Source organism: Xanthomonas sp. A1809, from assembly GCF_017746015.1.
Lineage (GTDB): Bacteria > Pseudomonadota > Gammaproteobacteria > Xanthomonadales > Xanthomonadaceae > Xanthomonas > Xanthomonas euvesicatoria.
In genome coordinates, this window is sequence record NZ_JAGHWZ010000004.1 from 63,111 (window position 1) to 80,188 (window position 17,078).

Here is a 17,078-nt window from a genome sequence, read left to right on the forward strand (position 1 = left end):
TCGTTGCCTTGCGTTGCAGTGTGGTGGTGCGCTGCGGTGGCGAGCAACGGCAGATGCCACGCCGGCAGTGGTGTCGGCGCGGGACCTCCTGCGCCCCTCACCGCCGCGGCGCAGGCGCCTGCTGGCTGCCGGGCACCGGCACGATGCCGCTGGCCGATGACGGGTCGACCACGGTCATGGTTTCGGTGGAGCCGTCCGGCCACACCACCTGGAAGGTGGAGCCGGCCGGCAAGGTGGAAAACGGCATGGCACTGCTGGCGCGGTAGACCGCGGCGACCTGGCTTGCGCCATGCCGTCGCTGCTGTTCGTCGGCGGTGACGCTGGTGGATTTGACCGACAGCGGCTGGTAACGGTGATCGGCGGTATCGATCATCACGATGCTCACTGCCGCCGCCGAATACGCCACGAACAACGCCACCCATAACCAGAACTTGGCGCCGTGCGCCAACCGACGGTAATTCATGACTGCGCTCCCGCATCGGAGACCAATGTATCGACCATCTCATCCACCCTGTCTGCTCCCTGCCGCGGCACCGCGGCATCGAATACGAAGGACACGAAATCCTGTGCGCTGTCGCGCGAGCAGATGCCCGCGTTGGCGCAATAACTGGTGACCAAGGTGCTGCTGGCACTGCAATCGAGCCCCAGCCGGCACGCAGCCACTTGCCAGGCCAGCTCGGCGAACTGATCGCCGGCCACATAGCCTTGCAGGCTGTCATCGCCGCTGGCCCGCGCGCCCATCGCCGGGGCCAGGGCCAGATAGGCCTCGGGATCGCGCGAGGCCAGCACGCGTTGCACCAGCGCGCGCTTGTAGCCGGGCGATGCGTGCAACGGTTCGCCCAACGCCAGCATGGCGGCCTCGGCGGCCAGGCTGCCGGCGCGCGCCGCGGCCAGGCGTTGCTGCGCAACCATGCGCGGACTCAGCCCGTCGGTGGGGGCGAAGCCGGCGCAACGCTGCGCCAGGCGCTCGCGTGCGGCATGCATCGCTGCCACTCCCGGCGTGCGTTGCGCGGCGATCCATGCGCTATCGGCGGCATAGCCGGACGGGCTGGCCGCATAGGGCGCGCAGTAATCGTAGACACGGCTCAACCGCCACCCGGCCTGTGCGTCGCCGGCACGCACCTGCTGCTGCAATTGCTGCGCGTAGCGATACAGGTCCAGCTGCGCTTCCACCGCATCGCGATGCCGCAGCTGCAACGCGGCGCCGTGCTCGGCCGCCGCATGCAGCTGCGGTGTGGCAGCGCTGACCGGCGCCACCTGTGCAGCAACCGGCACTGCGCGGTCAACATCACGCTCGGCCGGTTGCGCGCGCACATGCCACCACGCGGCCGCCGCAAGCGCAGCGGGAGCGAGCAGCAGCCAGAGATGGCGGGCACGAGCAAGCGGCATGGATGGCGGCGACCCTGCTGCGGAACCACCCGCAGCGACGGCGCGGAGTCTAGCACCCACCCACGCGCACAGCCGCCGCCAAGCAGACGCTGCCAGTGGAGGTGGTGGGAAGGGAGCGACATGCGTCACGGCCTGAACGGACTGCACGTGAGTGGCGCGCTGCATGCGTTCGGTTGTGCGGTGTGCTGCGCTGTGGTGCTTGCCGTGCTGTGCTGCGTGTTGGGTATTGGTGGTGTCGGTGTTGCTCAGCTGCGTGCGGCTTGCGGTTGAGTTGATCGGTTGCCGATTGCCAGATATTGCCGGATGCGGCATCGATCTTCGCCGGTTGGGCATCCGATAGCAGCGCATGTTGGAGAGCGCCGCTTCGAGCGAGCCTGTCCTCTGGCAACATCGCTCGCCAGCGCTGCGATGCCCAGCTGCAGCGCTGTTGCGTCATCGGTGGATGCAGCGTGCCGCACACATCGCGCTGCACGGCGGTACGCAACACGGCAGCACATCACGCAGCTGTCTGCGCACGCGTTTGCGCGTGTTCGCAAAGATGCAGCGCCTCTTCCTGGTTGCTCGACGCGGCCGTCGACCAAGCCCGTGCCCGATTGCGCAGCAGCATCATCGGTTCAGTCCCAGGCGTGGCGGCATCGGCCTACAGCCATCCGCCGGGCACCACATCCAGCCGCAGATGCGCTGTTTGGCAGCGTCGCACCGGGCAGTCGTCCATTCGCCAGCAGCAGCCGTCTGCCTGGCGGCGGACGCATCTTGATCAGCAAGGCAGTTTTCACCGCACGCATGGGCAAGACACCGCCGAAGCGACGGCGCCTGCGAACGCCGTCGCCTGCAGCGCGGCAGGCACGCCGGCACGAATGGTCTAGGATGCGTGCTTTCGAATTGCCCGACCGCCACGATGCCGTTTCTTGAACTGACGCTTTCCTGTTCCGAGGTCACCCTGCCCCGTTTCCAGAACGCCCTGGACGATGTGGGCGCACTGGCGGTGACCATGCTCGACGCCGATGCCGATACCAGCAACGAGCGCGCCATTCTCGAACCGGGCGTGGGCGAAATGCCGCTGTGGGACCGGCTGACGATGACCGCGCTGTTCGATGGCGACAGCGACGCGCTGGTGGTGCTGGCAGCGCTGGAAGCCTTCGATCCGGGCCTGGACTGGAGCCAGGTGGCGTTTCGCATGGTCGAAGACAGCGACTGGGAACGCGCCTGGATGGACCTGTTCAAGCCGATGCAGTTCGGCGAACGCACCTTCATCGTGCCGTGGAATCACGCGCTGCCCGAAGCCGCCGAGACCCCGGGGGCCGCCGTGGTGCGGCTGGACCCGGGCCTGGCGTTCGGCTCGGGCACCCATCAAACCACCGCGCTGTGCCTGCGCTGGCTGGACAGCCTGGCCGGCCGCGGCGAGCTGCAGGGCCGCAGCGTGCTCGATTTCGGTTGCGGCTCGGGCATCCTGGCGGTCGCCGCGCTGAAGCTGGGCGCCGCCGGCGCGGTCGGCGTGGACAACGACCCGCAGGCGCTGCTGGCGACCGCCGACAATGCACAACGCAACGGTGTGGACGCGCAGCTGACGGTCTACAGGCCGCAGGACGAACCGGTGCAGACCTACCAGGTGGTCGTGGCCAACATCCTGGCCTCGGCACTGGACGCCCTGGCCGACACCCTGGCCGCGCGCGTGGCACCGGGCGGACGGATCGCGCTGTCGGGCATCCTGCACGGCCAAGAAGACGACTTGCTCAAACGCTACGCCCCCTGGTTCGACCAGTTGCGCTGCGAACGCGACGAAGACTGGATGCGGATCGACGGCGTGCGCCGCGGCTGATCCGGGGTATCGTCCACGCCGGCTAGCGCTGTGGCCGGCCGGCGCGAATCTGCGCGGTGGTCACTGCATCGGCCACGCTGATCGCCCGCAACCGGGTCACCGGTTGCCAGCCGTCGCGTTGCAGTGCCGCCGTGCGCCACGGCCCGGCCTGCCGGGCCACCCAGACCCGTAGCAGCACCTCAGCCGCCAGCAGCGCCGTCCAGGCCACCGGCGACCACGCCCGCACACCTGCAAGCGCCACTGCGCCGGCAACCACAAGCATCGGCGCGCTCGCCGCCAGCAGCGGCCAGTGCCGCTGCCGTAGCGCCCAGACCCGCGGTGCCAGCGCCGCTGACCACTGCGGACCATCGGCCACGGCCGTCCACTCGTCGCCACGCCGCCAGATCGCGTACCGGGCCGCGCCCCGAAAACGTCTCACCGCAGGGTCCAGCGGCGAATGGGCCGGCCACGGCACGTCTGCGGGCGCGGCGTGCGGGGGCGGGCTGCGCCGCTGGGGGTCGGGTTTTCGACCGGCAGGCTCGACCATGAACATCCTCCTTGAGTTCGCTGTGATGTAGCCATCATTGATCCACCGACAGTATCGCAAACATATGGCGATATGAAAGTTATACGAACTATCTCCAGGCGCTGCTAGGGCTATATCTCCCGCCCCTGCCTGCCCTCCAACGGTGCCGTGTGAGCAAGCTGTACGAACGAGTACGCGAAGCCCGCAGCCTCACCAAGCTGACCCAGGAAGCCCTGGCCGGCGAGCTGGGTGTCACCCGCAGCGCGGTGGCGCAATGGGAGATGGCCGAAGGCACCGCACCGTCGGTGGAAAACCTGATCGGCCTGGCCAGGCGCAGCGGCATGGCGTTCGAATACCTGGCCACCGGCCGCGGCGACCGCGTGTTCGGCCCGCCGGTGTCGGCCATCGCCGAAGAACCGGCGCAGTACCGCCGCCTGGATGACCAGCAACGCGTGCTGCTGACGCGCTTCGATACCCTGACGCCGCGCCAGCGCGCCGGCCTGTTGGATCTGTTGCTGGCTGAAGGGAAGACGCGGCGCAGGCGGTGAATCGGGAATCGGGAATCGGGAATCGGCGAGCCGACGCAACCGGCACCGAGATTTCAAGGCGATATTCCGCTGGCTGTGGCCTCCTGATCCTGGATGCGCCCGGGCGTCTTCGTCGGCTTGCATGGGCGTGGCGGCGGCCGTTTTCGGAGAAGGCATGCGCTGCGTGCGTTGCGTGGGCATCGACGCAGACGCCGCCATGACCACCTGGGCCGGAGACGAACACCTGCAGGCATGCGCGCGGCGGCTTGACCGCATCGCCGTCGGCACAGGTTCGCCCCTGGACGTGCGCGTGGTTGAATAGGGGTCTTCCCGCTGCACGCCTGCCGATGTCCGAGACTCCGCCACCGCGCCGCCCCCTGGCCACGTTCCTGCGTGCGACGCCGGCTGCTCCGCCGCTGGTTCCGACCCCGGTGGTTCCACCTGCGGAGCCGGCCGAGCAGGCCACATCGGCCCCGGGCTCTGCGTTGCCGCCGGCGCCAGCGCCAGAGGTGGATGCGCAGCCGGCACCGCGTGTGCCATTGCCTGCTGCCGCGGTGGCTTCGTCGCCGCAGCGCGCAACGGGCATGTCCGGGCACGATGGTCTCCAGGCGCCGGTGTCCGGCCAGACGCCACTGCCCGCGCCCGGCACCGCGACGCCGTCCGCTTCGGCGAGCGCGCCCGCGGCCGGAGACGTTCCTGATGCGATGCTCGATCCACCTCGCTCGGCGTCGGCCGCCACCGATACCCGGGCCGACGACGGGCTGGCCGCGACCGATGCTGACGAGCTCGGGCACCCAACCGCGCGGGCTGCACCTGGCCCATCGAATTCAGCGCAGCAACGGGCACTACGCGCCTCGGCGGATGCAGATCTGGCATTTCAGAATGCGCCGGGCACGCCGAAGGCGCTGGCAGAAACGCCCGCGCGCCAGGCTTCAGTCGCAACGCCAGCAGCGTCTGCGGGATCTACCCCAGCTGTGGCAACGGCGGCAGCCGCAACGCAGGCCGACACCAGCGCCAGCGAGCGGACGGCGGGCACAGCCGACGGCCAGTCGCACCCGGGCCGCTCCTCCAGCCATCCCGACCCGGCAACCACCGAGTCCGGCGCAGCCAGCGCATTGGCAGGCGAGCACGCGCAGTCCGATGCCGGCATCGCGCAGCCCCGTACCACTGCCGTGCAAATGCAGCCCCTGCCCGCGCCCGCCTTGGCCGCCCCCGCCTTCGCGCGGCGTGGCGTCACCCGCCCGCGGCTACGCGCCAGCGGGCGCCAGTGGGCGCTGCTGGTCGGGCTGGTCGGCGTGCTCGGGTTGCAGATCGTCATCGCCGACCGCGCGCACCTGGCCGCCAACGCGCGCTGGCGGCCGCTGGTCGGCGCGGCCTGCACGCTGGCGCGCTGCAGCTTGCCGGCCTGGCGCGAGCCGGAGGCGCTGACCCTGCTCAACCGCGAGGTGCGGCCGCTGCCCGGTGTGGCCGGGGTGCTGCAGATCCAGGCCAGCTTCCGCAACGACGCGCGCTGGGCACAGGCCTGGCCGTGGCTGCAGCTGTCGCTGTCCGATGCCGACGGCCGGGTGATCGGTACCCGCATCCTGTCGCCGCAGGAGTATCTGGGACCATCGCCGCCGGCGCAGGACACGCTGGCGCCGGGTCAGGCGGTGCAGGTCGCGTTCCGGGTACGCGAACCGGCCGCGAGCACCGCCGCCTTCAGTTTCGACTTCCGGTGAACGGGCGCGACCGCCACATGGGCGTGGCGAGCGATGAGGTCACGCGCTAGACTCACTCCCCCTCGCCGGCCACGCGTCCCGGCTTCGTGACACTGGGAACCTCCTTTGAACGCAGCCCCCTCTCGTCCTGACACCAGTCGTGGCGCCCCGAAGTCGCCCCTGCGCGAACACGTGGCCCAGTCCGTTCGCCGTTATCTGCGCGACCTGGACGGCAGCGACGCGGACGATGTTTACGAAATCGTGCTGCGCGAGATGGAGATCCCGTTGTTCGTCGAAGTGCTCAACCACTGCGAAGGCAACCAGAGCCGCGCCGCGGCGATGCTGGGCATTCACCGGGCAACCTTGCGCAAGAAGCTCAAAGAGTACGGGCTGACGTAGGCCCGGGAATCGGGAATCGGGAATCGGGAATCGGGAATCGGGAATCGGGAATCGTAAAAGCGTGCTTCTGCCAGACGGTGCGCGCACGGGTTACCGGTCACAGCGTGGTTTCGTGCGGGTCAGCTTTCCGGTTGGCCAGATGCGGCGGCCGACCGACGCGCGCTGCGCCGATCCGATGCTGCAGATTGCCAACGGCACGCGATGCACGTGTTGCGATTTCATGACGAGCGATGTGACAAGCGGTCACGCCCATCCATAGCGGATCAGGTGGAAGAACACCGGCGCGGCGAAGCACACCGAATCCAGGCGGTCGAGCACGCCGCCGTGGCCTTCGATCATATGGCCCCAGTCCTTGATGCCGCGATCGCGCTTGATCGCCGACATCACCAGCCCGCCGAAAAATCCCATCAGGTTGGCCACCAACGCCAGGCCGAAGGCATGCCACGGCGCGAACGGGGTGATCCACCACAGCGCCATCCCGAGCAGGCTGGCCGACAACACGCCGCCGATGAATCCTTCCACCGTTTTGGACGGCGACAATTTCGGCGCGATCAAATGGCGGCCGGCCAGTTTGCCCCACACGTACTGCAGCACATCCGAAGACTGCACCACGATCACCAGGAAGGCGATCAACAGCAGATTGCGCCCGGCATAGCCGGGAACGTCCAGGTTCAACAGCGCCGGCACATGCGAAATGCAGAACACGCAGATCATCAGGCCCCACTGCACTTTGGCGGTGCGTTCCAGATAGCGCGTGGTGTCGCCGCCGATGGTGGCCAGGATGGGCAACACCAAGAACGCGTAGACCGGAATCAGCAAGGTGTACATGCCGTACCAGCCGGTCCACACCAGGCCGTATTGCCACGGCAGCACGATGTAGAACGCGGCCAACAACGCGTAGTAATCGCCGCGCCGGGTCGGGGTCAAGGTGATGAACTCGCGCAGCGCAAACAACGACACCAGCGCGAACAAGCCGATGACGCCGGCGCGGCCAAACACGAACGCAAGGCCGACCACCGCAGCCATCACCCACCACGCACGGATACGGGCGACTAGGTTGTCCAGCACTGCGCTGGGGCGTTCGCGTGCGCGCCAACGCAGGGTTTCGGAAATCAGCGTGGCGATGACCAGCACCAGCGCGATACCGCTGAACAGCCACAGCGTCTGCTGATGCATCGAAGATTGCTGCAGCTGCCCGCTGTACACATATAGGCTCATGCGCGCGCCTCCAACTGATCGGGCGACAACGCCAGCAACGCCGCACGTGCACGCGCCAGAAACGCATCCTTGGTTTCGTCCGCATCCAGGCGTAATGGCGCACCAAAGGTGGTGGTGCACAGCAGCGGCAACGGCAACCACTTGCCCTTGGGCATCACGCGCTTGAGGTTATCGATCCACACCGGCACGAACTCCAGTTCCGGGCGTTGCCGTGCCAGGTGATACAGCCCGCTCTTGAACGGCAGCACGCCGTCGTCCGGGTTGCGCGTGCCTTCGGGAAACAGGATCAACGAATCGCCGGCGTCCACCGCATCGCACAGGCATTGGATCGGGTCGCGCGTGCGCTGCGCCGGGTCGCGTTCGATCAACACGCCGTTGAAGACCGCGTGGATCAGGTAGCGCCGCAGGGCGGTACGCTGCCAGTAGTCGGCCGCCGCCACCGGGCGCACTTCATGCCGCAGGCTGGCTGGCAGCGATGACCAGATCAGCACGAAATCGCCGTGGCTTGCATGGTTGCCGTAATACACGCGACGCTCGTTGGAGGGCGCGCAACCGCGCCATAGCGCACGCGCGCCGGTCAAGGTACGAATGGCGCCGCTGCAAGCGCGCGCGATCAAACGGGCAATCATTTCTGCTCCAGGGTGCGCACGATCGTGCGCAGTCGTACTGCCACCGTCAGCAAGGCACCGGCGATCAACACCGCCAGTGCTCCGATCAGCAGCCAGGCCGCAAGACGCGGCTGGCCCATCCATTGCAGCGGCAAGGCCAGCGCGCCTGCCAGCGACAACCACTGCATGCGTTGCACGCGGCTCATCGGCCCCTGCCGCGGCTCTGGCGTGCCGCAGGCCAGGCCCAGCATGCGCACGTATGCGGTGGTCACGCAGCACAGCGCCGCCGCCCACCCCAGTTGCGCAGCCCACGGCAAACCGGCCTGCAGTCCATAGCCCAGGCCCACGCAGACCAGCACATCGGACAACCGATCGGGCGCGTCGTTGTAGACCTCACCGGCGCGCGAGACCATGCGCGCCCGGCGCGCCAGCACGCCATCCATGCGGTTGCACCACAGCCGCCCCTGCAGCCCGAGCACCGCCAGCAGCAGCGGCATGGCCCCTTCGCGCGCAGGCGCGCTCAACCCGATGTAGAACATCAGCCCGGCCAACGCCGCACATGCGATGCCCACCCACGACACGCCATTGGGCGTGGCGCCACGTCCGCGCAGCACGCGCGCCCAAAGCAGCTGTCGCTGTCGCTGTCCGTGTTGCATCAGTCGCCTCCTCCGCCGCAGCCGCCACAGCCGCCGCCACCATCGCTGCTACCACCATCGCCGCCGCTGTCGCCGCCACCCCCGCCGCAGCTGCTGCCACTGCCACCGGCGTGGCCATGCGGCGCACGCAGGCTGTGGTAGTCGGCCCAAGCGGTTCCGATCAGTGCCGCAGTGCCGTACAGCGCCACCGCCTCGCCTGGATCACCGCCGTTGCGCGCCGCATCGCGTCGCCGCGTCTGACGCAGTGTCGCAAGGCGGGCCTCGCCGCCGAGCGTGCGCCGCACGGGCACCAGCGCAAAGCCCAGCACCAGCAATGTGGTCAGCACCATCAGACACAGCAGGTAGCCCACCGGATGGTTGCCCTGCACGCCGATGACCAGCTTGCACAGGCCAAGCCCCCATACCAGCGCCACCGGCACGGTACATGCCAAGCGCACCGCGCGTGCCTGCGCCTGGCTCAGCCACAGGCCTTTGTCGATCAAGCGCTGCTCCAGCGGTGCGGCCAGCGCGCGCAACGCGCGTAAGGCCCACACCGGGTCTTCGGTGGTGCGCACCGCTTCCAGTGCCGGCTCCAGCGCAGGCGGGACTGCAATCTGCCGGTGGCAACGTACCCAGCGACGTGCCGGTTCGGTTGCGTCGCGCTCCAGATACACCGCATTGCGCACCAGCAATTCGGTGAACCACAGGTCGGCCACGCGATCGGCACCGCCGCCCAGATATGCAAGCTCGCTGGCATCCACTGCTGCTGCGGTGCGACCGCGTCGCAGCACCCGCCGCAACCATGCCGCCATCGACCAGGCCAGACCGATCAGCGCGATGAACAGCGGCAGGAAATAGACACCGCGCCAGTGCAGCGGCGACAGCGCCCCGCCATTGGCTGAGTGACAGACCATGCCCACTGCCACCGCGATGATTGCCCACACAACCACGGCATACGGCACACCGCGCTGCGGCCCAGCTGACCGCGGCGCTCCACGCAAGGCTTGCAAGGTCTGTTCGGCAGTGTGGCCGTGCAGCGGATCCAGCGTCGATTGCGGCGGTCGCGCCACAGGCCACCATTGCGCCGGCGGCTCGCCGAACTGCGTGCGGTAACGCTCCAGCGTCTGGCGGTACTGCGCCTGGAAACGCGCTTCTTCGCCGGCATCGCCGCGTCCGGGTTGATGATGCAGCGTAGTCTGCAGCACGTGCGGGCAGAACTGCTGCCAGTACTCGCGGGTGTCGGTCAGATGCGTGTGCCAGACCTGGTCGACCAACGGGCTGGGGGTGACGTCGACGGTGTCGGTGCAGGCAAGAAAACAGAACCGGCGGTACTCCTCCACCAACGCCTGCGCTTGTTCGGTGCTGCACTGTGCCTGCTTGGCCACGCGCCGAACGAAGGCGGCAAACGCTGCTTCGTCCTGGCCAAAACGATAGCCCTGCAGCCGTTGCCACAGCGCTCGCTGCGCTGGCGTGGCATGGCGCGGTTCGCGCCGAGCGGAATCGGGTTGGTTGCTCATCCGAATATCCTGAGAGCGAGCGCGGCAGCCACCAACAGCAGTTGCACCACCACGCTTGCCAGCTGCCAACGCAGCAGGCGGCGCATGCCGGTCCAGCGCGATGCCCAGTCGCGGGTGGGCGAAAGCTTTGGTATCAGGCCAATCGCATGCATCGCCGCATCGAGCTGGTGCGCGGCGTCTTGCCCGGTGCCACCGCAGCGTTCGAGATGCGCGATGGAGGCTGCCAGCAGGTCGGCATCCAGGCCCACGCGAAACGCCCAATAGCGCTGCAGCACGCCCGCAAGCATGCTGATGGCATAGCTCAACTGCATCAACGGCGGCGCCTGCGCAACACCAAGCAAGCCGATGGCCGCTGCCAGCAGCAGGAGTGAGAGGCGGTCCAATGCTGCACCTTGCCGCAGCACTGCGCGCATGGCCGCCAAGGTCAGCGGGGCGATATTCATTGCGCTCTCCGTTCGGGGATGTCGTCGCCACCGTCATGACCGTCGCATGCCGTCACGATCGCCGCGCGATGCGCATGCCCGAGCACGATCGACGGCCGCACGGCGCGTAACTGTGCGATGGCCGCATCCACGTCCTGGGCGCGACCGCTGCGCACCAGCCAGGTGGCCACACTGGCAGCACTGCGCGAATAGCCCAATGCACAACACACCAGCACCGGCCCGATCGCCTGCGCCTGCGCGATCGCCTGCGCGGCCTCGCGCAGCTGCGCCGGCGACGGCGCGACCAGATCGAGCATCGGCACCACACGGTCCTGCGCCTGCGCGGCGTACAACGAGAGCTCTGCAGACACGTCCACCACGGCGGCACGCTTGTCGCGCTGGCCGGGCAACGGAATCCGCCCCAGCCACACGCCATCGCACACCGCGCGCGGCAACGGCGCACGCCGTGTCCAGAGCCGGGAGTTGCACCATGCCGCCAACAGATACGGCGCATACAACCAATGGGCTGCAAGACTCAGGCGCCCATCGCTGCGCTTCTGGAATCCGCCCGGCCCGAGCAGCGCGTAATTCAAGGCAACCAGCAGCAAGGCCAGGGTGATCCACAGCAACCACAGTGCTGCACCGCCGCTCCACAGCGCCAGCGCAGCGCTGACCAGCGCGCCGGCCAGATACATCGCGGCCAGGCGCCAATGGCGCAGGTCGCGTGCAAACCGTGCCTGCGCAAATGGTGCGGCGACCCGCTCCGGCCATAGCCACACGCAGAGCCAGCCCACCGCGAGTCCGGTAGGAATATCGAGAAAGTGATGCTGATACGTGGTCAGCACCGACACACCGATCAATGCGAACCAGGCATGCAGCAACCAGCGCCACACCCCGCAAAGATGCTGCCCATAGCGCACCCACAGCACCACCAGCAGCACGATGTGCAGCGACGGCGCCTGATTGAAGGGTTTGTCGAAGCCCAGCAGCACCGCGAACAGCCACCCGAACACGCCCTCGGTCTGCGGCCGTACGAAGCTGTAGCGCAGCGGCCACAACACGAAACACGCCACGCAGATCAGCTGGGCGCTGAGCAAGCGCAGTGCATGCGTGTCCAGCTCGCGGCGGTTGCGGCAGACAAAGAACGAGACCGCGTAGAACACATCGATCGACCAGTACGGCACGATGGTCCACGGCCAGAACGGCATGCCGTGTTCCCAGCCGAACACCACCGACGGCACCTGCGTCGCCCGCCCGGCCAGCGTGTTGGCCAGGCCGTAGCTGAGGAAGAAAAACGGCCCCAGCAACGCCAGCCACAGCGCGGCACGGCCGGATGGGCGCGCAACGTGGCTCATGCGTCGATTCGCTGCGCCATCGAGACGGTGAAGATGCCGAACGCATCGATGCGTTGCGCCACCTTGCGAAAGCCCGCCGCTTCCACCAGGCCATCCATCTCCTGCTGGCTCCGCCGGCGCATCACCCAGGCCACGCCATCGCGGTGACTGGTCAGCGCGCGCGCAATGAATTCCAGTTGCGGATGCCAGGGCTGGCCGGTGTAAAGCAGATAACCGCCCGGCTGCACCGCCGCGGCCAGGCCGGCCAGCGAACGCGCGACCTGGTCGTTGTCGGCAAACAGCTCGTACAGGCCCGACACCACCGCCAGCGTCGGTGCCGGTTGTACTGCGGCCAGCGCAGCCGGGTCGAACGCATCGCCTTGTTCGAAGCGGGCGATGTCGCTAGCGCCCAACGTCTGGATCAGCGCCGTGCCCTGGGTCACGTTGAGCGGGCTGAAGTCGCGCAGCACGATCGCATCGGCACGCTGTGCGCCGCTGCCCAGCGCTTGGAGCACATAGCGGCCGTGCCCGGCAGCGACATCCATCACGCGCACCGGCTTGCCGGCGCCACGCAAGCGCGCCGCCGCATCGCGCAGCAATTCGCCCAGATGGCTGCCGCGGATGCGGATGCCACGCCAGCCGATCGCGTTGAGATACGTGCGGTCGATCATGCGCCCCAACGGCCCGCGACCACGCGCCTGATTGCGGTAGATGTAATCCAATGTGCTTCCGGAATCGAAACCGGTCTGCAGACCAAGCGCGATGCCCTCGGAGAGCCTGCCACCCAGGCGCAGGCCGGCACGCACGCCACGCCAGCGCAGGTCCTGCAGGCTATTGCGCTGCGGCGGCCAGGCCAGCCGTTCGGCCTCTTCGAAACTGGGCCCGGCACGGTGTGCATCGCGCAGCGCGGCGCGCACCGGCGGTTGCGCAAAACGCGCCTGGACGAACTGGCGAATGTGCGCGATGGCCATCGCGCGATCGTGTTCGCCCAAGGTGTCGTGGAAGAACCTCGGCAGCCAGTGGCGCTGCTTGATCGGCGAGCGCAGGTTTTCGTAGAAGCGGTCCTGCGGGCCGCGATGCACCACAAAATCCGCACCGGAGACCAGCAACTGTGTCGGCACGGTAATGGCCTGTGCATCGTCTACCACCCGATCGGCTGCCGCATACAGACCGAGCAATACGCGCACCGAAATCGGACGGGTGATCAACGGATCGGTGCGATAGCTTTCAACGCGCGCCGGATCATGCGTCAGCCATTGCGGCTTGACGTAGCTGTTGACGAAAAAGTTGCCGCGCAGCGCATGCAGCAACGCCAACCCGGGGCGTGCAAACGGCACATACAACTTCACCTTGAACGCCGGCGATGCCAGCACCAGCGCGCGCAGCGGCGGGGCGTAATCGTGCACCCAGGTGGCGGCCACCACCGCGCCCACACTCTGCGCAATCACCACGATGTCCTGCACCGCAATGCCGTGGGTGGCGCGAAGATGCGCGATGAAGCTGTCCAGATCGCGCACCAGCGCTTCGAAGCCCGGCGCATCGCCACGCACGCCCGGCGAGCGGCCGTTGCCGCGTGCGTCCCAGGCGAAGAACTGGGCGTCGGGCATGTCGAGTTCTTCGGCCAGATGCATCACACGGCCAGAGTGCTCATGGCCGCGATGCAGCAGCACCACCGCCTTCGGCGTGCCGGTGGCAGCGGCATCGTGCAACGGCCAGTGCCGGTAGAACAGCGGCACACCATCGAAACTGACGAACTCGCGCTCTAGCACTGTGCGCATCGAAGCATCCTGAAAAGTCGAAAGGTTGAATCGCAGAGATCACCACAGCGCAGCGGCCAGCGGCGTTGCTGCGGGAATGGATCGCTAGGTGCGTGCGGGCGCCTGCGCCAGGCCGGCGCGCACCCGCCGCCACACCGTGACCGCGCAGGCCAGGCTCACGGCAATGGCGACCCAGGTGACGCCGCGCGCACCCAGCCAGCCACAAGCCAGGCCCACGCCCAGCACGCCGATGACGAAGGCGCGGTCGCTCTTGCCCATCGGCCCGTCGTAGCGGCGGCTGGCGCCGACCATCAGGCCGAGCACGCCGGCGTACTCGGTCAGCGCGGCCAGCAGCGCGAAGATCCACAGCCAGGGCGCACTCACACCGGGCACGCCAAGCAGACTCAAGTACAAGGCCGCATCGGCCACCACGTCGCACAGCTCGTTGAGGTAGGCGCCCAGCCGCGACTGCTGGCCGAATTCGCGCGCCAGCATGCCGTCCACCGCATTGAGCGCCATGCGCAGCAGCATCCACACCGGCAGCAGCAGATACAGCAGCGGCCAGCTGGGGCCGCCGCGCAACACCACCGCCGCCACCATCAGCGACACCGCCGCTGCGCCCAGCGTGACCTGATTGGCGGTGATGCCACCGCGATACAGCGCGCCCACCATCGGCCGCAGCAGCGCCTGGAAGCGTCCCTTCAATGCATAGATCGAGGCCATACGGGGTGTTGAGTCCATTCGAGCGCTGGCGCAGCCTACAATATCGGCTGCTCCGCAACGACATCCCCCACCGATGGCCTCTGATTTCCTGCCCGTGCGCCGGGCCCTGCTCTCCGTTTCCGACAAGACCGGCCTGATCGACCTGGCCCGCGCGCTGGTGGCGCGCAACGTCGAGCTGCTGTCCACCGGCGGCACCGCCAAGGCGATCCGCGAGGCCGGCCTGCCGGTGAAGGACGTTGCCGAGCTGACCGGTTTCCCGGAAATGATGGATGGCCGCGTCAAGACCCTGCACCCGCTGGTGCACGGCGGCCTGCTCGGGCGCGCCGGTGTCGACGAAGCGGTGATGGCCGAGCACGGCATCGTGCCGATCGACCTGCTGGTATTGAACCTGTATCCATTCGAGTCGGTCACGGTGAAAGCCGATTGCACCCTGGCCGATGCGGTGGAAAACATCGACATCGGCGGCCCGGCGATGTTGCGCAGTGCGGCCAAGAATTTCGCGCGCGTGGCCGTGGCCACCGACCCGGCGCAGTACGCCGACCTGCTGGCCGAGCTGGAAGCCAACGACGGGCAGCTGTCGGCGGCCAAGCGCTTTGCGCTGTCGGTGGCTGCGTTCAATCGCGTGGCCCAGTACGACGCGGCGATCAGTAACTATCTCTCGGCAGTGGCCGACAGCAGCGAGGCGGTGCCCACGCGCAGCCCGTTCCCGGCGCAGATCAATTCCAACTTCGTCAAGGTGATGGACCTGCGTTACGGTGAGAACCCGCACCAGTCCGGCGCGTTCTACCGCGACCTGTATCCGGTGCCGGGCACGCTTGCCACCTTCCAGCAGTTGCAGGGCAAGGAACTGAGCTACAACAACCTGGCCGATGCCGATGCAGCGTGGGAATGCGTGCGCCAGTTCGACGCGCCGGCCTGCGTGATCGTCAAGCACGCCAACCCCTGCGGCGTGGCGGTGGGCGCGGGCTGCGGCGATGCCTATGAACTGGCCTACGCCACCGACCCCACCAGCGCGTTCGGCGGCATCCTGGCGTTCAACAAGACCCTGGACGCAGCGACGGCAAAGGCCATTCTGGACCGCCAGTTCGTCGAAGTGCTGATCGCGCCCGACTACGAGGACGGCGCACTGGAATACGCCACCAGGAAGGCCAACGTGCGCGTGCTCAAGATTCCGCACGGCAATGGCTTGAACAACTACGACACCAAGCGGATCGGCTCGGGCCTGTTGATGCAGTCGGCCGACAACCGCAGCATGTCGCTGGGCGAGTTGAGCGTGGTCACCCAACGTGCGCCCAACGAGGCAGAACTGGGCGATTTGCTGTTTGCCTGGCGCGTGGCCAAGTACGTCAAATCCAACGCGATCGTCTATGCCAAGGACAGCCGCACCATTGGCGTGGGCGCCGGGCAGATGAGCCGCGTGGTCAGCGCCAAGATTGCCGCGCTCAAGGCCGAAGAAGCCAAGCTCACCGTGGCCGGCTCGGTGATGGCATCGGACGCGTTCTTCCCGTTCCGCGACGGCATCGATGCGGCGGCTGCGGCCGGCATCAAGGCGGTGATCCAGCCGGGCGGTTCGATGCGCGATGGCGAGGTGATCGCCGCCGCCGACGAACACGGCATCGCGATGGTGTTCACCGGCGTGCGCCATTTCCGGCATTGATGTCACCGGCACAGGGATAGGTCGATGCAGCGTCTGCGTTGTTTTGCCGCGTTTCTTGCCACCGCCGCGCTGTTGAGCGCGTGCAAGCAGGCGCCTGCGCCCGCTGCGGCGCCGGGCGCCGCGGCACCTGCCGCGCCCAGCGACGGCCCCCGTCTGAGCCGCACCGAGCGGCTGGATGGGTTCTTGCGCACGCGCTACGGCGCCAAGGCCGGCCTGGCCGCGCAGTGGAGCGGCGAAGCCGACGGCTTCAAGGCCGACAGCGCAGTCTGCGCCGAACAGCCGGTGGTGGTGGGCGACCAGGTACAGCAACTGCTGGCGGTCTGCCACAGCCTCAGCGATGCCGGCCACGGCAATCCGGGGCTCATCGATTTCTTCGTGCTGCGCGGCGATGGCGACGGTTTCAAGGTCGTGGCCGAACGGCTCGCCGACGGCTACGGCAGCGCCGGCCAACCAGGCAGCGTGGACGTCCTGCGCCTGGGCAGCGATTTCTACGGCTTTGCCGTGCACAGTTTCTGGATGGGCCAGGGCCTGATCCTCGAATCGCAGGATCTGGTCGTGCCCGGGCCAAAGGGCCTGGTCAATGCCGGCTCGCTGCGGGCGCACATCGACAACAGCGGCGCACTGGCCTGCGACGACGACGCGCGCGAGCCGGACCAGACCCAGGCGCAATGCCTTGCCGAGGCCTTCGACGTGGATTTCGCGCTGGAGGTGGACAACAGCGCGCCGCAGGCGCGCACCTGGCCGCTGCGCATCCGCGAGCACGGCAGCGATTGCGGGGTGGCCCTGGACAAGACCCACGTCTTCGCGCTCGACACCAAGACCTGGACCTACCCGTTTCCCAATGCACTGCAGCGCGAAGGCTGCAGGTAGC

Annotated in this window: 17 protein-coding genes; 6 read left to right on the forward strand and 11 right to left on the reverse strand. The window is 68.0% G+C overall.

The genetic code is table 11. The annotated features are described in order from the left end of the window. Positions 1–97 precede the first annotated feature (97 nt). Positions 98–463, reverse strand: coding sequence for a hypothetical protein (locus tag J7396_RS04145; protein ID WP_003483177.1), 366 nt, complete (start codon positions 461–463; stop codon positions 98–100). Next, a complete protein-coding gene (locus J7396_RS04150) occupies positions 460–1,389 on the reverse strand; it encodes a hypothetical protein (RefSeq protein ID WP_209261038.1) in 930 nt (309 codons plus the stop codon). Before J7396_RS04150 ends, J7396_RS04145 begins: the two co-directional genes overlap by 4 nt. A gap of 898 nt (positions 1,390–2,287) precedes the next feature. Between J7396_RS04150 and prmA the strand changes: the two genes are divergently transcribed. Further along, entirely contained in the window at positions 2,288–3,208 is a 921-nt protein-coding gene (prmA, locus tag J7396_RS04155) for a 50S ribosomal protein L11 methyltransferase (protein WP_209261039.1), read from the forward strand. Between the two features lie 22 nt (positions 3,209–3,230). Here prmA and J7396_RS04160 read toward each other — a convergent pair whose 3' ends face one another. Continuing rightward, positions 3,231–3,740 carry a hypothetical protein gene (locus tag J7396_RS04160; protein ID WP_057681102.1) on the reverse strand — a complete coding sequence of 170 codons (510 nt, stop codon included), beginning with the start codon at positions 3,738–3,740 and terminating at the stop codon, positions 3,231–3,233. 143 nt (positions 3,741–3,883) lie between these two features. On the opposite strand from J7396_RS04160, the gene J7396_RS04165 reads away from it, so the two are divergent. The 3 genes from J7396_RS04165 (at position 3,884) to fis (ending at position 6,336) form a co-directional block, all read left to right on the forward strand. Next, positions 3,884–4,261 carry a helix-turn-helix domain-containing protein gene (locus J7396_RS04165; RefSeq protein WP_008571865.1) on the forward strand — a complete coding sequence of 126 codons (378 nt, stop codon included), beginning with the start codon at positions 3,884–3,886 and terminating at the stop codon, positions 4,259–4,261. Between the two features lie 326 nt (positions 4,262–4,587). Next, complete coding sequence (locus tag J7396_RS22505; protein ID WP_244669530.1) at positions 4,588–5,958, forward strand: DUF3426 domain-containing protein; 1,371 nt, start codon at positions 4,588–4,590, stop codon at positions 5,956–5,958. A gap of 105 nt (positions 5,959–6,063) precedes the next feature. Continuing rightward, positions 6,064–6,336: a DNA-binding transcriptional regulator Fis gene (gene fis / locus J7396_RS04175; RefSeq protein ID WP_002804983.1), complete on the forward strand. Its 273-nt coding sequence runs from the start codon at positions 6,064–6,066 to the stop codon at positions 6,334–6,336. Between the two features lie 243 nt (positions 6,337–6,579). On the opposite strand, the gene J7396_RS04180 is transcribed toward fis, so the two are convergent. The 8 genes from J7396_RS04180 to J7396_RS04215 form a co-directional block, all read right to left on the reverse strand. Beyond that, complete coding sequence (locus tag J7396_RS04180) at positions 6,580–7,554, reverse strand: phosphatidate cytidylyltransferase (protein ID WP_209261040.1); 975 nt, start codon at positions 7,552–7,554, stop codon at positions 6,580–6,582. Further along, positions 7,551–8,183 (reverse strand): lysophospholipid acyltransferase family protein, encoded by a 633-nt coding sequence (locus tag J7396_RS04185; protein WP_008571203.1) that lies wholly within the window; start codon positions 8,181–8,183, stop codon positions 7,551–7,553. The genes J7396_RS04180 and J7396_RS04185 overlap by 4 nt, the downstream gene beginning before the upstream one ends. Then, on the reverse strand, positions 8,180–8,818 hold the full coding sequence (locus J7396_RS04190) for a CDP-alcohol phosphatidyltransferase family protein (RefSeq protein WP_127167688.1): 639 nt from the start codon (positions 8,816–8,818) through the stop codon (positions 8,180–8,182). The genes J7396_RS04185 and J7396_RS04190 overlap by 4 nt, the downstream gene beginning before the upstream one ends. Next, complete coding sequence (locus tag J7396_RS04195; protein WP_209261041.1) at positions 8,818–10,314, reverse strand: TIGR04222 domain-containing membrane protein; 1,497 nt, start codon at positions 10,312–10,314, stop codon at positions 8,818–8,820. The genes J7396_RS04190 and J7396_RS04195 overlap by 1 nt, the downstream gene beginning before the upstream one ends. Continuing rightward, on the reverse strand, positions 10,311–10,757 hold the full coding sequence (locus J7396_RS04200) for a hypothetical protein (RefSeq protein ID WP_008571207.1): 447 nt from the start codon (positions 10,755–10,757) through the stop codon (positions 10,311–10,313). The genes J7396_RS04195 and J7396_RS04200 overlap by 4 nt, the downstream gene beginning before the upstream one ends. Beyond that, positions 10,754–12,091, reverse strand: a complete 1,338-nt coding sequence (locus J7396_RS04205) for a phosphatase PAP2/dual specificity phosphatase family protein (RefSeq protein WP_209261042.1) — start codon at positions 12,089–12,091, stop codon at positions 10,754–10,756. Before J7396_RS04205 ends, J7396_RS04200 begins: the two co-directional genes overlap by 4 nt. Further along, a complete protein-coding gene (locus J7396_RS04210; RefSeq protein WP_209261043.1) occupies positions 12,088–13,848 on the reverse strand; it encodes a bifunctional alpha/beta hydrolase/class I SAM-dependent methyltransferase in 1,761 nt (586 codons plus the stop codon). The genes J7396_RS04205 and J7396_RS04210 overlap by 4 nt, the downstream gene beginning before the upstream one ends. A gap of 84 nt (positions 13,849–13,932) precedes the next feature. Continuing rightward, positions 13,933–14,550, reverse strand: a complete 618-nt coding sequence (locus J7396_RS04215) for a CDP-alcohol phosphatidyltransferase family protein (RefSeq protein WP_209261174.1) — start codon at positions 14,548–14,550, stop codon at positions 13,933–13,935. A gap of 73 nt (positions 14,551–14,623) precedes the next feature. Between J7396_RS04215 and purH the strand changes: the two genes are divergently transcribed. Next, positions 14,624–16,207 carry a bifunctional phosphoribosylaminoimidazolecarboxamide formyltransferase/IMP cyclohydrolase gene (purH, locus tag J7396_RS04220; RefSeq protein WP_209261044.1) on the forward strand — a complete coding sequence of 528 codons (1,584 nt, stop codon included), beginning with the start codon at positions 14,624–14,626 and terminating at the stop codon, positions 16,205–16,207. 24 nt (positions 16,208–16,231) lie between these two features. Next, positions 16,232–17,077, forward strand: coding sequence for a hypothetical protein (locus J7396_RS04225; RefSeq protein ID WP_209261045.1), 846 nt, complete (start codon positions 16,232–16,234; stop codon positions 17,075–17,077). Position 17,078: the final 1 nt, after the last annotated feature.

What these genes read in the sequence shown, in the direction of transcription:
- J7396_RS04145 (WP_003483177.1), bottom strand. Translation starts at nt 463, where the DNA reads ATGAATTACCGTCGGTTGGCGCACGGCGCCAAGTTCTGGTTATGGGTG.
- J7396_RS04150 (WP_209261038.1), bottom strand. Translation starts at nt 1,389, where the DNA reads ATGCCGCTTGCTCGTGCCCGCCATCTCTGGCTGCTGCTCGCTCCCGCT.
- prmA (WP_209261039.1), top strand. Translation starts at nt 2,288, where the DNA reads ATGCCGTTTCTTGAACTGACGCTTTCCTGTTCCGAGGTCACCCTGCCC.
- J7396_RS04160 (WP_057681102.1), bottom strand. Translation starts at nt 3,740, where the DNA reads ATGTTCATGGTCGAGCCTGCCGGTCGAAAACCCGACCCCCAGCGGCGC.
- J7396_RS22505 (WP_244669530.1), top strand. Translation starts at nt 4,588, where the DNA reads ATGTCCGAGACTCCGCCACCGCGCCGCCCCCTGGCCACGTTCCTGCGT.
- J7396_RS04180 (WP_209261040.1), bottom strand. Translation starts at nt 7,554, where the DNA reads ATGAGCCTATATGTGTACAGCGGGCAGCTGCAGCAATCTTCGATGCAT.
- J7396_RS04185 (WP_008571203.1), bottom strand. Translation starts at nt 8,183, where the DNA reads ATGATTGCCCGTTTGATCGCGCGCGCTTGCAGCGGCGCCATTCGTACC.
- J7396_RS04190 (WP_127167688.1), bottom strand. Translation starts at nt 8,818, where the DNA reads ATGCAACACGGACAGCGACAGCGACAGCTGCTTTGGGCGCGCGTGCTG.
- J7396_RS04195 (WP_209261041.1), bottom strand. Translation starts at nt 10,314, where the DNA reads ATGAGCAACCAACCCGATTCCGCTCGGCGCGAACCGCGCCATGCCACG.
- J7396_RS04200 (WP_008571207.1), bottom strand. Translation starts at nt 10,757, where the DNA reads ATGAATATCGCCCCGCTGACCTTGGCGGCCATGCGCGCAGTGCTGCGG.
- J7396_RS04205 (WP_209261042.1), bottom strand. Translation starts at nt 12,091, where the DNA reads ATGAGCCACGTTGCGCGCCCATCCGGCCGTGCCGCGCTGTGGCTGGCG.
- J7396_RS04210 (WP_209261043.1), bottom strand. Translation starts at nt 13,848, where the DNA reads ATGCGCACAGTGCTAGAGCGCGAGTTCGTCAGTTTCGATGGTGTGCCG.
- J7396_RS04215 (WP_209261174.1), bottom strand. Translation starts at nt 14,550, where the DNA reads ATGGCCTCGATCTATGCATTGAAGGGACGCTTCCAGGCGCTGCTGCGG.
- purH (WP_209261044.1), top strand. Translation starts at nt 14,624, where the DNA reads ATGGCCTCTGATTTCCTGCCCGTGCGCCGGGCCCTGCTCTCCGTTTCC.
- J7396_RS04225 (WP_209261045.1), top strand. Translation starts at nt 16,232, where the DNA reads ATGCAGCGTCTGCGTTGTTTTGCCGCGTTTCTTGCCACCGCCGCGCTG.